This window comes from Dietzia cercidiphylli (assembly GCF_014145145.1).
Lineage (GTDB): Bacteria > Actinomycetota > Actinomycetes > Mycobacteriales > Mycobacteriaceae > Dietzia > Dietzia natronolimnaea.
The window spans coordinates 1-13,625 of record NZ_JAALEA010000053.1; the positions used below are offsets into that span (position 1 = coordinate 1).

Here is a 13,625-nt window from a genome sequence, read left to right on the forward strand (position 1 = left end):
CTGGCCCTCCGGCACCGATGAACCGGTCGTCCGGGTCCTCGCCGCCACGGACCCGGCCAACCCGTACGGCGCCGCGCTGCCCTGGCCACCTTCTGCGGAGGGCGGATCTGGGCACCGTCCCGGCAGGAAGGCCGGTGCGCTCGTCGTGCTGGTCGACGGGCTGTGTGTCCTGTTCGTCGAACGCGGCGGCCGGACCGTCCTCGTGCTGGACGACCGGGCCGAGGCCGTGCCGCTCGCCGCGTCCGCGCTGGCCGCAGTCGTGCGATCAGGTGCCGTCGGCCCGCTGACCGTCACCACCCTCGCCGGCGAACCCGTCCACACCTCGCCCGTCGCGGCCGCCTTCGAGAACGCCGGGTTCGGTGCCACCCCGAAGGGGCTGCGCATCCGGCGTTGAGTGAACCGTTCTGACGAGTTAAGATATGCGCATCAATGCATATGTCAGCGGGAGGGGAATCAGATGGGGGTCGGGCACGCACACGGGAGCCACGCGCACAGTTCCGGTCACGCGCACAGCTCCGGCCACGCCCGACCGACCGGTCACGCCGGCGCGCGGTATCGGATCAGACTGGCGTGCGCCTTCGTTCTGACCGTGGTGTTCTTCGTGGTCGAGCTGGTCGCGGGCCTCATCTCCGGCTCCCTGGCCCTGCTCTCCGACGCCGGCCACATGGCGGCGGACGTGGTGGCGCTGGGCGCGGCGCTCGCGGCGACGGTGATCGCGTCACGGCCGGACCGTTCCGGGAGACGCACGTTCGGCCATTATCGCGTGGAGATCTTCGCCTCCGGTCTGGCGGTGCTCATCATGTCCGGCATGGGCGTCTACGTGCTTGTCGAGGCGTTCAGGCGGCTCGGGTCGGACGCCCCCGTCGCCACCGGAACCATGTTGCTCGTCGGCGGACTGGGGTTGGTCGTCAACATCATCTCGCTGCTCCTTCTGCGCAGTGGATCCTCCGAGAGTCTCGCGGTGCGGGGGGCGTATCTCGAGGTGATGGCCGACGCGGCCGGATCGGTGGGGGTGATCGCGGCCGCACTGCTCATCCGCGCGACGGGTTCGACGGTGTGGGACCTCGTGGTGGCCGTGGCGATCGCCGTGTTCATCGTCGTCCGCGCGGTCATGCTCGGTAGACAGGTCGTCACGGTGCTCGCCCAGCACGCGCCCGCCGGGGTCGACCCCGCAGCGGTGGAGTCCGAACTCGCGTCGGTACGCGGCGTCGAGGAGGTGCACGACCTGCATCTGTGGACGCTGACCTCGGGGATGGACGTGGGGACCGTCCACCTCGTGACCGCCCCCGGAGTGCCCCACTCCGGAGTCCTCGACGAGGCGCGACGCGTCCTGCGGGAGGGCCACGGCATCGAGCATGCGACAGTGCAGCTCGAGACCGCCGGCGTCGTGGAGTGTCGACAACCGGGATGGTGAACCCGGCAGCCCGGGGCGGTTCAGGGCACCATGGTGCGCACACTCGGAGAGCGGTAGATCGGACAGCGGGCAGAGGAGTCAACGGTGCCGGAGGGCGATTCCGTCTACAGGGCGGCCGCGAAGGTGCACCGTGCGCTGAACGGGCGGACCCTGGACAGGATCGAGCTCAGGGTTCCCAGGTTCGCGGCCGTGGATCTGCGGGGCCGGACCGTGGTGGCCGCCCGGTCCCGGGGGAAGCACCTCTTCGTCGTCGTCGGCCCGGACGCGCAGGGTCGGGACCCGGTCACCCTCCATATCCACCTGAAGATGGAAGGCCGCATCCACATCCACAAGGCGGGGGAGCGGTGGCGGTTCCCCGCGCACACCGTCCGGATGCTCCTGCGCGCCGACGACGTCGAGGTGGTGGGCACCGAGCTCGGGTTGCTGCGCGCGCTGGATCCCGCCGAGGCCGACCGGGCGGTCGAGCATCTCGGTCCCGACCTGCTGGGGCGGGACTGGGACCCGGACGCCAGCGTCGCGGAGGTGCTCCGGCGGATCGGCGAGCGGCCGTCCCGGACGATCGGGGAGGCACTGTTGGACCAGCGCAATCTCGCCGGCATCGGCACCGTGTACCGCGCCGAACTGTGTTTCCTGCGGGGCCTCGACCCGCGGGAGCCGGTGGAGTCGGTGCCTGATCTGCGCGCCGTGGTCGTGCTCGCCCGGCGGATGCTCCTCGCCAACGCCGATCGCGCGGTCCGGGTGACCACCGGGGACACGCGACGCGGGCGGGAGTTGTGGGTGTACGGGCGGGACGGCAAGCCGTGCCGCAGGTGCGGGACCGAGGTGGAGACGTTCCGACTGGGTGGTCTCGCCGACCCGGACGAGCCGAGCGATTCACTCGATCGCATCGCCTACCGCTGCCCGTCGTGCCAGCCGGCGCGTGCCACACTGGGGCCATCGCCAACGGAGGAGAAGCTGTGACCGACCGCAACACGATCCTGATCACCGGCGCCAGCGCGGGTCTCGGCGAGGGCATGGCCCGTCGCTGGGCCGCACAGGGCAGGAATCTGGCGCTGTGCGCCCGGCGTCTCGACCGGCTCCAGGAACTCCGCGCCGAGTTGCTGGCGGCCAACCCGTCGATCACGGTGGCGGTCCGCGAGCTCGACGTGGCCGACGGCGACGCGGTGGAGAGGGTGTTCGGCGAGCTCGACGCGGAGCTCGGCGGGATCGACCGCTTCGTCCTCAACGCAGGACTGGGCAAGGGGGCGTCCATCGGTACGGGGAAGGCGCACGCCAACCGGGAGACCGCCATGGTCAACGTGATCGGCACCCTCAACCAGGCCGAGGCCGCGATGGAGCTGATGCACGCACGGGGCGAGGGGCACCTGGTGTTCATCTCGTCCGTGAGCTCGCTGCGCGGCATGCCCAAGGCCCAGAACACGTACGGCGCCACCAAGGCGTTCGTCTCCTCGCTGGCGCAGGGTCTGCACGCCGAGCTCGACAGCGCCGGCAGCCGCATCAAGGTCACCGACATCCTTCCCGGGTACATCCGCACCGACATCAACCGGTCGGTCAAGACCTCGCTGATGACCGAATTCGACGAGGGCGTCGACGCGCTGGTCAGGACGATTGACGCCGAGCCCACTCGTGCGCTCGTCCCGGCCAAGCCCTGGAAGGCGATCGGCCCACTGCTGACGCTTCTGCCGGAGAAGGTCAGCCGCAGGTTCGTCTGACGGGTTCTCCCGCCCGCCCGCGCCGGAGAGGCGACGGGTCAGAAGGAAGGCGGGTCAGAAGGGAGGCGGGTTGAGGATGTCGTCGAGCAGGGCCTCGACCTCGTGTTCGACCGTGCTGAAGACCGGCGCGTTGCGCTTCCACCAGCGGCTCTGGCCGCCGGGCCGGGTGTCGACCGGGCCGGTTGCGCGGGCACGCTCGGCGCTCAGGCGGGCCGCACGGCGAGTCCAGTAGGTGGGCTCCGGGCGCGTCTCCCCTCCTGTGATGGTCGGGTCCGGGTTGCGCTGTTGTTGTCTGTCCCAGGCGCGGGATTCATTGCGGGCGTGCTCGCGGCGGTAGACCCCGAGCGGCCCGGATGGTCGGGTCGTCATGGTCGCCCCGTCCGGTGTGATGACGGTGAGGGTGCCATCGGGCGCCAGGTCGTAGATCCAGTCGGAGAACGTCTTGAACCGGTGATGGCGCCGACACAGACACATCAGATTGCACTCTTCAGTGGGTCCGCCGCGGGCGGGGTCGGCGTGGTCGAAGGGGCGGACATGATCGATGTCGCAGTCATCGGCCGGAACCGCACAGCCGGGATGGCGGCAGGTACCGTCGCGCAGCCTGATGCGGCGGGCCAACTCGGCACCGGGCCGGTACCTCAGGGCGCGGCGGGCGTCGTCGGCGGCGCCGATACGGGGGTCGACCTTCTCGAAGCTGGCTCCGTCGCTGGTGACGAGCATGTCCAGTAGGGCCTGCAGCGCCGCCTCGCCGGTGCGGGTGAACTCCACCCGAACCCCGTCGTCGTCGCAGGCGCCGTTGCCACCCGCGCCGTTGCCACCCGCGCCGTCGTTGCCGGGAGCGATCACGGTGATCTTGGGTCGCAACGGCGCAGTGGGTCGGCCCTGGCCACCGGCGTGCAGGCTGTCGCCGCACACCAGCGCCAACAGGGCGTCGGCGCGGCGTTCGGCCTTGGAATAGTGATAGTCCGGGGCCGGGTCCGGACCCGGGACTGAGCCCGACTCGCCGGTGGCCTCGGCCGCGGCTGCGCTCGCCGCGGCAGCCTCGGACTCGGCGGCGGCGTGTTCGGCAGCGCGCTGATCGATCGCCTCGGCAAGGACGGCGGCCTCCTCGGTGGCCAGAATGGCCGACACGGTGGACATGCCGTCAGCGCCCTTGCTGATGCGCACACCGCGCGCACGGCTGGCGTCCTCCTTGCGCCGACGGATTCCCTCGGCGTCGTAGCGGGTGATGATCGCGTCCACCGCATCGCGTACCGCGTGCCGACCGAGGCGTTCGCCGGCCTCCGTCGCGGCCAGGTAGTCGTCGACGACGTCCTGTTGCACCTGCGGAAGCACCTCGGGGTCGACGGTGGCCATCTGGCGGGCCAGCAGTTCCGCGGCGCGCTGGTCCAGGCGCCCCGCGGCCAGGGCGGCGAGGACGGCGGGGTAGCGCTGGTGGAGGTCCGCGGCGAACGAGATCATCGACTCGGCTCGCAGGGTGGAGACGGCCATCGCCGCCACCACGTATCCGGTTGCCACCACGAACGGGTCGACCACCGCGTGGCCGGGCGGGGAATCGGGGCCGGCGCCGGAGTCGTCTCGGCGCAGGCATTCCAGCAGGAGGTCGTAGCAGGCGGACAGCCGCTGGGCGGAGGCGCGATTCTCGGCCGCCCACCCGGCACGAGCCGAGGCGGTCAGTCCGGTCAGTGGATCGACATCGGAGGAGCCGTCGGAGGAGGGGCCGTTGCCAACGTCCATGCCTCACCTCCGAGTCTTCCGCCACCGCCGCCTGTATCGAATGTACGTTCTAGTCTACGCACATACATTCGAACGCGCAATAGTCTGCTGCGGGCCTTTCGTCCGGGACTGCAGCGGAGGAAGGCGCCGGGGTACTCGCCGATCAGGTCGTGATTCGGGGCTCGGGGCCCACCACGTCGAAGAGCATCGCCGTGAACTGGCCGTGGGTCTCGAGCTTCCGGCGGTGGAGACGGAGTCGGCGGGGCAGCAGGGGTCGCCCGGATCCGAGGACGACCGGACACTGGTGGATCCAGACCCGGTCCACCAGTCCTCGGTCGGCGAACTGGCCGGCGAGGTCACCGCCCCCGACGATCCAGACGTCCCCGCCGTCGGCGGCCTCGACGAGGAGCGGGTGCAGGTCGCCGATGTCTCCGGCGAAGAACTCGACGCCGTCGACGGGATCGAGATCGCGGTGGGTGACGACCCAGCTCGGCAGGGAGTACGGCCAGACGAACGGCTGGCCGTCCTTCGTCAGGTCGCGGCGGACCCACTCGAAGGTGTTGACGCCGCAGACGATCGAACCGACGCCGGAGTAGAAGCGGTCGAAGTGGAGGTCGGGGAGGGTGGGGTCCGGCTCGGTCGGTGTGTACCCCGCGGGTTCGGCCTCACCGGAGGTCGCGAACAGCCAGGAGAGGCTCTCCTCGTCGTCGGCGATGTACCCGTCCAGACTCGTGGCGGTGCAATAGACAGTGCTCATACCGCCATGCTCGCACCCGGCTACGACAGCTCCGGGCGGAACAGTTCCGGCTCAGCGACGACCGCGTGCCTCGCGGTAGATCTCGACGAGAGCATCCGTCGAGGAGTCGAAGCCCTCCCCGGGGTGCTTCTCCGCGGTCAGGGCGGTCAGGAGCTCGCCGGCCTGGGCCTTGCCCAGCTCGACCCCCCACTGATCGAACGCATTGATGCCCAGCACGGCGGCCTGGACGAACACCACGTGTTCGTAGAGGGCGATGAGCTGCCCGAGCACCCCGGGCGAGAGCGACGGCGCGAGGATCGTGGTGGACGGCCGGTTGCCGGGCATCACCTTGTGCGGCGCGATCGCGGGGTCCACGCCCTCGGCGAGCACCTCGTCCTCCGTCTTGCCGAACGCCAGCACACGGGACTGGGCGAACAGGTTGGCCACGAGCATGTCGTGCATCGATCCGGCGCCGTCGGCGGTGGGCAGGTCCGAGACCGGACGGGCGACCCCGATGAAGTCCACCGGGACGAGCTGGGTGCCCTGGTGCAGGAGCTGGAAGAAGGCGTGCTGGCCGTTGGTGCCGGGCTCGCCCCAGTAGACCTCGCCGGTGGGGTAGGAGACGTCGGAGCCGTCGAGTCGGACCGACTTGCCGAGGGACTCCATGGTCAGTTGCTGGAGGTAGGCGGGAAATCGCAGGAGGCCCTGGGCGTAGGGGATCACGGCCTTGGACTGGGCCCCGAGGAAGCAGGTGTACCAGATGCCGAGCAGGGCCATGAGGACCGGCGCGTTGTGCTCGGGCGCCTCGGTCGCGAAGTGCAGGTCCATGGCGTGGAAGCCCTCGAGCAGCTCGACGAACGCGGGCGGGCCCACCGTGATCATCACCGAGAGGCCGATCGCCGACGACACCGAGTACCGGCCCCCGACCCAGTCCCAGAACTCGAACATGTTGTCCGCGGCGATCCCGAAGTCGGCCACCTCCTCGGTGGCCGTCGACACCGCCACGAAGTGGGAGGCGATCGCCTCCTCCGATCCGAGGGCCTCGACGAAGTGCCGACGCGCCGCGTGGGCGTTGGCCATGGTCTCCTGCGTGGTGAAGGTCTTGGAGGCGACCACCACCAGCGTGGTCGCGGGGTCGACCTCGGCGAGCACGGCCGAGAGGTCGGCGGGGTCCACGTTGGAGACGTAGCGTGCGCTGATCCCCGCGGTCTGCAGGTGGTGCAGGGCCTTGTCGACCATCACGGGCCCGAGGTCGGAGCCACCGATGCCGATGTTGACCACGGTGTCGATCCGCGCGCCCGTGTGCCCGGTCCATCCGCCGGACCGGACGCGGTCGGCGAAGTCGGCCATCCGGGTGAGGACCGCGTGGACGTCGGCCACGACGTCACGCCCGTCGACGACGAGGTCGGCCTCGGCCGGGAGACGGAGCGCGGTGTGGAGGACCGATCGGTCCTCGGTGGTGTTGATGCGGTCGCCCCGGAACATCGCGGCCCGCTGGGCCGGCAGCCGTGCGGCGTGGGCCAGCTCGGTCAGAGCGCTCAGGACCTCGTCGGTGATTAGGTGCTTGGACAGGTCGACGTGCAGATCGCCCGCGGTGACCGCCATGCGGCGACCCCGCTCCGGATCGGCGGCGAACAGCTCACGGAGGGTCACCTCGCCGATCGCCGGTACGAGATCCTCGATCGCCGACCACTGTGGTGTCGTGCTGATGTCCGTCATTGCCGCTCCTGCCCAGTGTTGCCGCCCGGGGATCGCCCGCCGTCTGACAGCGAGGTTAGTCGGGAATACGGGGGCCCCGCCGCCCGTTCCAGACACGTGACCCCCATGACTCCTCCGGACCACCCCTCCGTGTCAGCCCAGGCCGATCGGCTCGTCGAACTGGGCGTGCCCGAGCTCGGCGGGATCACCGCCGGGCGGCTGCGGGAGCACGCCGCAGCTCTCGAAGACGCAGTTCTTGACGGCGCGGCTCGTGACGACGCAGCTCGTGCCGCCGCCCCGGGGCCCGGTCGGCCGGTGCTGGCCGTCCACCCGTCGTTCGTGTCCACCGCCCGACTGGCGACCCTGCTGCGCCGTGGTGGGAGGGCGGGCTTCGTCGTCGTCGACATGTCCGACCTGGCCGAGTTCACACCCACCGACGACGTCCGGGTTCCGGACGCCCCGCTCTATCTGGTCAGGGACGTGACACGCGACGACGACATGCTGGGCTGGACCCCGACGGACGCGCACGCCGAGCTGGCCCGGCGGGGGCGCACTCCGCTGACCATCTCCGAGGGGGTGAGCTGGCTGCTCCAGCAGCCGGAGATGCTCGAACCCGGCAGGTGCTTCATGTGCATCGGATCGCGGAAGCGCAAGGCGGACGGAGCTCTGGATGCCCGGACGCCGGCGCTGTGGATCAGCGGGGGGACCGGCCGCGACGGCCGGGAGAACAAGGGCGCGCCGAAGGTGGGCTGGTGCTGGGCGAACAACCACCACACGTGGTTGGGGTACGCCTCCACGGCCGGTCGGGTCGGCCGGGACTCAGCCCAGTCGCCCGCGACCGAGACGTAGGAGCATCCCCGCGAGGGTCTGCCCCTCCTGCCCGAGTGAGGAGAAGCGCTCGTAGACCTTGAGCTCGCGGGTGTGGACGAGCTTGGTGCCGCCGGACTGCATCCGCGTGCGACCGATGCGCTTGGAGATCTCGCTGCGACGGACTATCGCGTCCAGGATCTCGGCGTCCAACCGGTCGATCTCCAGTCGGAGTTCCTGGATCTGGGCCTCGGACAGCGGATCGTCCGTGCCGGCGGGGTCGGTGTTCATGCCGTGATTATCCCACTCGGTTCCGCGGAGGCTGCGGGACCGTCTAGTGTTTCCGCCCGTGGAGAACTTGAACTCGACTCTCGCGGACATCGGTTCCGTGATCTGGGGACCCTTCGTCCTCATCCCGCTGCTCCTCGGCACGGGCCTCTTCCTCACGATCCGGTTGAGGGCTCTGCAGTTCCGCAAGCTGGGCCCCGCGCTCAGACTCGGTCTGATCCGCCGGAGTGACGACGGCGGTGCGGGCGACATCACCCAGTACCAGGCGTTGACCACCGCGCTCGCCGCGACCGTCGGCGTGGGCAACATCGTCGGGGTGGCGACGGCGATCTCACTGGGTGGGCCGGGCGCGCTCTTCTGGATGTGGGTCACCGCCCTCGTGGGGATGGCCTCCAAGTACTCGGAGGCCTTCCTGGGTGTGCGGTACCGCGTCACCGACGCCCGCGGCGAGCAGTCCGGTGGTCCGCAGTACTACCTCCACCGGGGGTTCTCCGAGCTGTTCGGGAAGACCGGTGGCCGGGTGGGTCTGGTGCTGTCGATCGTGTTCGCCGTGTTCGCCGTCCTGGCCAGCTTCGGCATCGGCAACATGACGCAGGGCAACGCGGTGGCGGCCCAGCTCGACAACTCCTTCGGCGTCCCCGTGGTCGCCTCCGGCGTCATCCTGTTCGTCCTCACCGGCGCGGTCCTGCTCGGGGGCATCAAGGCCATCGGCCGGGTCACGGCCGGGTTCGTGCCCCTGATGATCGTGCTGTACCTGCTCGGCGGGATGGTCGTCCTGGTGCTCAACGCCGACGCGATCCCCGGGGCCTTCGGGCAGATCTTCACGCAGGCCTTCACCGGGACGTCCGCGGTGGGCGGCTTCGCGGGTGCGGCGATCATGTACGCCATCCAGATGGGTGTCGCGCGGGGCATCTTCTCCAACGAGTCCGGGATGGGCTCGGCGGCCATCGCGGCCGCGGCGGCCAAGACCACCCACCCGACCCGTCAGGGCCTGGTGTCGATGACCCAGACGTTCATCGACACCATCATCGTCGTCACCTTCACCGGTCTGGTGATCGTCACCTCCGGCGTGTGGGAGCGGGGCAGTGACACGGCCGGGACCATGACCGCCGACGCGTTCGCCGAGGCGATGCCGTACGGCGACAAGCTGGTGGCGGTGGCGATCGCGTTCTTCGCGTTCTCGACCATCCTCGGCTGGTCGTACTACGGCGAGCGGTGTGTGGAGCGGCTCGTGGGCGCCGGGGGCGTCATCCCCTACCGGATGGTGTTCACCTGTGTGGTGTTCGTGGGTGCGGTCACCGAGCTCGAGGTGGTGTGGAACTTCGCGGACGTGATGAACGGACTGATGGCCCTCCCGAACCTCATCGGCCTCCTGGTCCTCTCCGGCCTCATCGTCCGGGAGACGCGGTACTACCTGGACAACGATCCGACTCTGACGGCGACGGCCGCGCAGGTCGAGGAGTTCATGGGGGACCGCCCGCGCTGAGACCGGGGTGTCGGACCGGGTGGGTAGATTGGACGCCACGATGACCCACTCCGCCCCCGCCTCAGCCGGTTCCGCCGTCAGTCCCACCTCGTCCCACTCCCCGCTCCTGGACGGACTCAATCCACAGCAGGCCGCCGCGGTCACGCACCGCGGCGGTCCGCTGTTGATCGTGGCCGGCGCGGGTTCCGGGAAGACCAGCGTGCTGACCAGGCGGATCGCGTACCTGCTGGCCGAGGGGGGCGCACACCCCGGGCAGATCCTCGCCATCACGTTCACCAACAAGGCCGCCGCGGAGATGCGGGAGCGTGTGTCCGCCCTGGTGGGGCCACACGCCGAACGGATGTGGGTGGCCACGTTCCACTCGATCTGCGTGCGGATCCTGCGGGCCCAGTCCGCGCTGCTGGGCACCCGCAACTCCAACTTCACGATCTACGATTCGGACGATTCCCGTCGCCTGCTCGGCATGATCGCCAAGGAGCAGCACCTCGAGGTCAAGAAGTTCACCCCGCGGATGCTCGCCTCGGCCATCTCGAACCACAAGAACGAGCTCCGCGAGCCGTCGGAGGCCATGGACCGTGCGCTGGAAGACTCGGACCGGACCGGGCAGACGGTGGCGGCGGTGTTCACCGAGTACCAGGCGCGGCTGCAGGCGGCCAACGCCTTCGACTTCGACGACCTGATCGGGGAGACCGTGGGGTTGCTGCGGTCGCACCCCGAGGTGGCGGCGTACTACCGGCGCCGGTTCCGGCACGTCATGGTGGACGAGTACCAGGACACCAACCACGCCCAGTACGTCCTGGTCCGGACGCTCGTCGGCGGTGCGGCCGGGTCCGGGGACGACGCCGCTGCCGGGGTGGCACCGGCGGAGCTCTGTGTGGTGGGCGACGCGGACCAGTCGATCTACGCGTTCCGGGGCGCGACGATCCGCAACATCGAGGACTTCGAGCACGACTATCCGGACGCCCGGTCGATCCTGCTCGAGCAGAACTACCGCTCCACGCAGACGATCCTCTCCGCCGCCAACGCCGTGATCTCCCGCAACCCGGGCCGGAGGGAGAAGAACCTCTGGACCGACGAGGGAACCGGCGAGCTGCTCGTCGGGTACGTGGCGGACAACGAGCACGACGAGGCGCGGTTCATCGCCGGGGAGATAGACCGCCTGGTGGACTCCGGGGACGCCGGGTACTCCGACGTGGCCGTGTTCTACCGGACCAACAACTCCTCCCGGGTGATCGAGGACGTGTTCGTCCGGCTGGGTCTGCCCTACAAGGTCGTCGGGGGCACACGGTTCTACGAGCGCAAGGAGGTGCGCGACATCGTTGCGTACCTCAAGGTGCTCTCCAATCCTGACGACACGGTGGCGCTGCGCCGCATCCTCAACACCCCTCGGCGGGGAATCGGGGACCGTGCGGAGGCGTGTGTGGCGGTCCATGCCGAGCAGCGGGCCATCGGCTTCGGTGAGGCCCTGCGGGACGCCGCGGAGGGCAGGGTCGCGTTGCTGCCCACCCGCTCGGTCAAGGCGATCGCGGGTTTCGTCTCTCTCCTCGACGAGCTCCGCGGGCGCTTGAGCGGCTCCGACCACGCCGGTGGCGAGGACTCGGCCCCCGACGTCGGCGCCCTGGTGGAGGCCGTGCTCGACCGGACCGGATACCGGGCCGAGTTGGAGGCCTCCAACGATCCGCAGGACGCGGCCCGCCTGGACAACCTCAACGAGTTGGTGGGCGTGGGGCGGGAGTTCTCCTCCGAGGCCGCGCTGCAGCGGTCGGCGCGCGAGCAGGGCTTCGGGGACGAGGACGCCGGGGACGCCGCGGGAGCGGTGGCCGACCAGTCCGACGCCGCACTGGACGACGGCGCACCGGACGACGCCGCACCGGACTACGCCGAACTGGACGAGGGCATCGCCGAGCCCGGTTCGCTCGCGGCCTTCCTCGAGCGGGTCTCCCTCGTGGCGGACGCCGACCAGATCCCGGCCGAGGACCAGGGGCAGGTCACACTCATGACCCTCCACACCGCCAAGGGGCTCGAGTTCCCGGTGGTGTTCCTCGTCGGCATGGAGGACGGGCTGTTCCCGCACATGCGCGCGCTCGGGGACCCGGCGGAGCTGTCCGAGGAGCGGCGGCTGGCGTACGTGGGCATCACCCGTGCGCGTCAACGCCTCTACCTGACCCGCGCCATGATGCGCTCGTCGTGGGGCCAGCCCATGACCAACCCCGGGTCGCGCTTCCTCGAGGAGATCCCGTCGGAGGCGATCGAGTGGCAGCGTGAGGAACCGGCCGGCGGTGGCGGGTTCGGTGACGACGACTCGTACGCGCCGCGGCGCCGATTCGGTGGCGGCGGCGGCTCCGGCGGGGGTGGATACGGTTCCGGTGGTGGGTTCGGCTCCGGTGGTGGATTCGGCTCCGGCGGCGGCCGGTCGTCCGGGATTCCCCGGGCCAAGTCCTCCGCGCCCGCCCTGGAGTTGGCGCCCGGAGACCGGGTGACGCACGACAAGTACGGGCTCGGAAAGGTTCTGACCTGCGATGGCAGCGGTCCGCGGGCCACGGCGACGATCGACTTCGGCGCGTCCGGAAAGGTGCGCCTGATGCTCATCGGGGGAGTTCCGATGCAGAAGCTCTAGGGGCGCAGATGCCCGCCCGAGTGCCGGTGGGCACCCCGCTGGTCGGGAGGCTGGTACGGCTGGATCCAATGGCCCCCGGAGACGCGGAAGGCCTGTAGCCGCTCATGCCGGATCCGGCGGCGTTCGGGTCGGGATACCCGTTCGAGACCGCGCACGCGGATCTGGCGCGGACCCGGGAGTTCGTCGGGGACCGGATGGCGCCCGGGGCACATCCTTACACGGTGCGCGTGGAATCCCCGCGACCGGACGAGGTCGGCACGGTCGCCGGGATCAGCTCGTTCACCGAGATCGACACCCGGAACGAGAAGCTCCGGCTGGGGTGGACGTTCGGTGCTCGCTTCGAGGGGGCTACGCGCGGTACTCCGCTGAATACCCGACTCGGCCGTGGACGACTGCCCAGGTCGAGGTCAGCTCCCGAAGGGGCTGAAGCCCGAGCTCTCGCTGCTCCCGGCGCCCGCGAGGTGGATGCCCTGCTGGGCCAGCCAGATGACGGGGTCGACGTGCTGGGTGCCGCCGTTGAGCAGGACCTCGAAGTGCAGGTGGGATCCCGTCGAGAAGCCCATGTTGCCCATGCCTGCGATCTTCTGGCCGGCGTAGACGCGCTCGCCCACGCGGACGTCGAGGGATTCCATGTGGCCGTAGAGGGTCATCGTGCCGTCGTCGGACATGATGCGGATCCAGTTCCCGTAGCCCTGGGCGGGGCCCGAGTCGATCACGACACCATCGGTGGCCGCGAGGATCGGGGTGCCGATGGCGTTGGCAATGTCGATGCCGGCGTGCATCGCACCCCAGCGCATGCCGAAACCGGAGGTGAAGGTGCCCACTGCGGGGAGGGCGACCTTCGGGCGCCGGGCCTGCTCCTCGGCGATCTCCCGCTGGGTGTTGATCTCGGTGCCGGCGTAGAGCATGGCCGACTGCGCGTTCTCGGACTCGGAGTCGGAGACCGACACCACCACCGGCTCGGGTAGAGAGGGAGTGGCGGGGGTGGAGGACGACGGCGCGTCGGGCGTACTGGTCGCCGGCTCCGCTTCACCGTTGGCGAGGAGTGCGATGTCGCCGGCCTCGGCGGAGTGGGTGCCCGCGAAGTCCATGACGGACCCGGCCGAGGCGGCCGACACCGCGGCGCCGGCGGCGACGGCCAGGACGGCCGC

Annotated in this window: 12 protein-coding genes; 7 read left to right on the top strand and 5 right to left on the bottom strand. The window is 70.3% G+C overall.

Annotated elements, in window-relative coordinates; genetic code table 11:
• The 4 genes from G6028_RS02655 to G6028_RS02670 all read left to right on the top strand — a co-directional run.
• Nucleotides 1-394, top strand: a 394-nt coding sequence (locus G6028_RS02655; protein ID WP_182657961.1) for a hypothetical protein, incomplete at its 5' end; no start/stop codon positions are given.
• A 63-nt stretch (nt 395-457) separates the two neighbouring features.
• Nucleotides 458-1,414, top strand: a complete 957-nt coding sequence (locus G6028_RS02660) for a cation diffusion facilitator family transporter (RefSeq protein ID WP_182657962.1) — start codon at nt 458-460, stop codon at nt 1,412-1,414.
• Between the two features lie 84 nt (nt 1,415-1,498).
• Entirely contained in the window at nt 1,499-2,374 is an 876-nt protein-coding gene (locus G6028_RS02665; RefSeq protein ID WP_182653434.1) for a DNA-formamidopyrimidine glycosylase family protein, read from the top strand.
• Complete coding sequence (locus G6028_RS02670; RefSeq protein ID WP_179525869.1) at nt 2,371-3,126, top strand: SDR family oxidoreductase; 756 nt, start codon at nt 2,371-2,373, stop codon at nt 3,124-3,126. Before G6028_RS02665 ends, G6028_RS02670 begins: the two co-directional genes overlap by 4 nt.
• A gap of 54 nt (nt 3,127-3,180) precedes the next feature.
• On the opposite strand, the gene G6028_RS02675 is transcribed toward G6028_RS02670, so the two are convergent.
• The 3 genes from G6028_RS02675 to pgi all read right to left on the bottom strand — a co-directional run bounded on the left by G6028_RS02675 (nt 3,181) and on the right by pgi (nt 7,297).
• Nucleotides 3,181-4,863, bottom strand: a complete 1,683-nt coding sequence (locus tag G6028_RS02675) for an HNH endonuclease signature motif containing protein (RefSeq protein ID WP_182657963.1) — start codon at nt 4,861-4,863, stop codon at nt 3,181-3,183.
• A 142-nt stretch (nt 4,864-5,005) separates the two neighbouring features.
• Nucleotides 5,006-5,599 carry a dihydrofolate reductase family protein gene (locus tag G6028_RS02680; protein WP_182657964.1) on the bottom strand — a complete coding sequence of 198 codons (594 nt, stop codon included), beginning with the start codon at nt 5,597-5,599 and terminating at the stop codon, nt 5,006-5,008.
• Nucleotides 5,600-5,650: 51 nt separating this feature from the next.
• Nucleotides 5,651-7,297 carry a glucose-6-phosphate isomerase gene (pgi, locus tag G6028_RS02685; protein WP_182657965.1) on the bottom strand — a complete coding sequence of 549 codons (1,647 nt, stop codon included), beginning with the start codon at nt 7,295-7,297 and terminating at the stop codon, nt 5,651-5,653.
• A gap of 129 nt (nt 7,298-7,426) precedes the next feature.
• Here pgi and G6028_RS02690 point away from each other — a divergent pair, with 129 nt between their 5' ends.
• Nucleotides 7,427-8,125, top strand: a complete 699-nt coding sequence (locus G6028_RS02690) for a DUF5701 family protein (RefSeq protein WP_338404128.1) — start codon at nt 7,427-7,429, stop codon at nt 8,123-8,125.
• On the opposite strand, the gene G6028_RS02695 is transcribed toward G6028_RS02690, so the two are convergent.
• Nucleotides 8,096-8,374 (bottom strand): chorismate mutase, encoded by a 279-nt coding sequence (locus G6028_RS02695; RefSeq protein ID WP_107746400.1) that lies wholly within the window; start codon nt 8,372-8,374, stop codon nt 8,096-8,098. The two genes, G6028_RS02690 and G6028_RS02695, sit on opposite strands and share 30 nt — an antisense overlap.
• 58 nt (nt 8,375-8,432) lie before the next feature.
• Here G6028_RS02695 and G6028_RS02700 point away from each other — a divergent pair, with 58 nt between their 5' ends.
• Together G6028_RS02700 and G6028_RS02705 are read left to right on the top strand one after the other, a co-directional pair.
• Nucleotides 8,433-9,857 (top strand): amino acid carrier protein, encoded by a 1,425-nt coding sequence (locus G6028_RS02700; RefSeq protein ID WP_182657967.1) that lies wholly within the window; start codon nt 8,433-8,435, stop codon nt 9,855-9,857.
• 40 nt (nt 9,858-9,897) lie between these two features.
• Nucleotides 9,898-12,474, top strand: a complete 2,577-nt coding sequence (locus G6028_RS02705) for a UvrD-helicase domain-containing protein (protein ID WP_182657968.1) — start codon at nt 9,898-9,900, stop codon at nt 12,472-12,474.
• A 407-nt stretch (nt 12,475-12,881) separates the two neighbouring features.
• On the opposite strand, the gene G6028_RS02710 is transcribed toward G6028_RS02705, so the two are convergent.
• On the bottom strand, nt 12,882-13,565 hold the full coding sequence (locus tag G6028_RS02710) for a M23 family metallopeptidase (RefSeq protein WP_182657969.1): 684 nt from the start codon (nt 13,563-13,565) through the stop codon (nt 12,882-12,884).
• Nucleotides 13,566-13,625: the final 60 nt, after the last annotated feature.

What these genes read in the sequence shown, in the direction of transcription:
- G6028_RS02660 (WP_182657962.1), top strand. Translation starts at nt 458, where the DNA reads ATGGGGGTCGGGCACGCACACGGGAGCCACGCGCACAGTTCCGGTCAC.
- G6028_RS02675 (WP_182657963.1), bottom strand. Translation starts at nt 4,863, where the DNA reads ATGGACGTTGGCAACGGCCCCTCCTCCGACGGCTCCTCCGATGTCGAT.
- G6028_RS02680 (WP_182657964.1), bottom strand. Translation starts at nt 5,599, where the DNA reads ATGAGCACTGTCTATTGCACCGCCACGAGTCTGGACGGGTACATCGCC.
- pgi (WP_182657965.1), bottom strand. Translation starts at nt 7,297, where the DNA reads ATGACGGACATCAGCACGACACCACAGTGGTCGGCGATCGAGGATCTC.
- G6028_RS02695 (WP_107746400.1), bottom strand. Translation starts at nt 8,374, where the DNA reads ATGAACACCGACCCCGCCGGCACGGACGATCCGCTGTCCGAGGCCCAG.
- G6028_RS02705 (WP_182657968.1), top strand. Translation starts at nt 9,898, where the DNA reads ATGACCCACTCCGCCCCCGCCTCAGCCGGTTCCGCCGTCAGTCCCACC.
- G6028_RS02710 (WP_182657969.1), bottom strand. Translation starts at nt 13,565, where the DNA reads ATGGACTTCGCGGGCACCCACTCCGCCGAGGCCGGCGACATCGCACTC.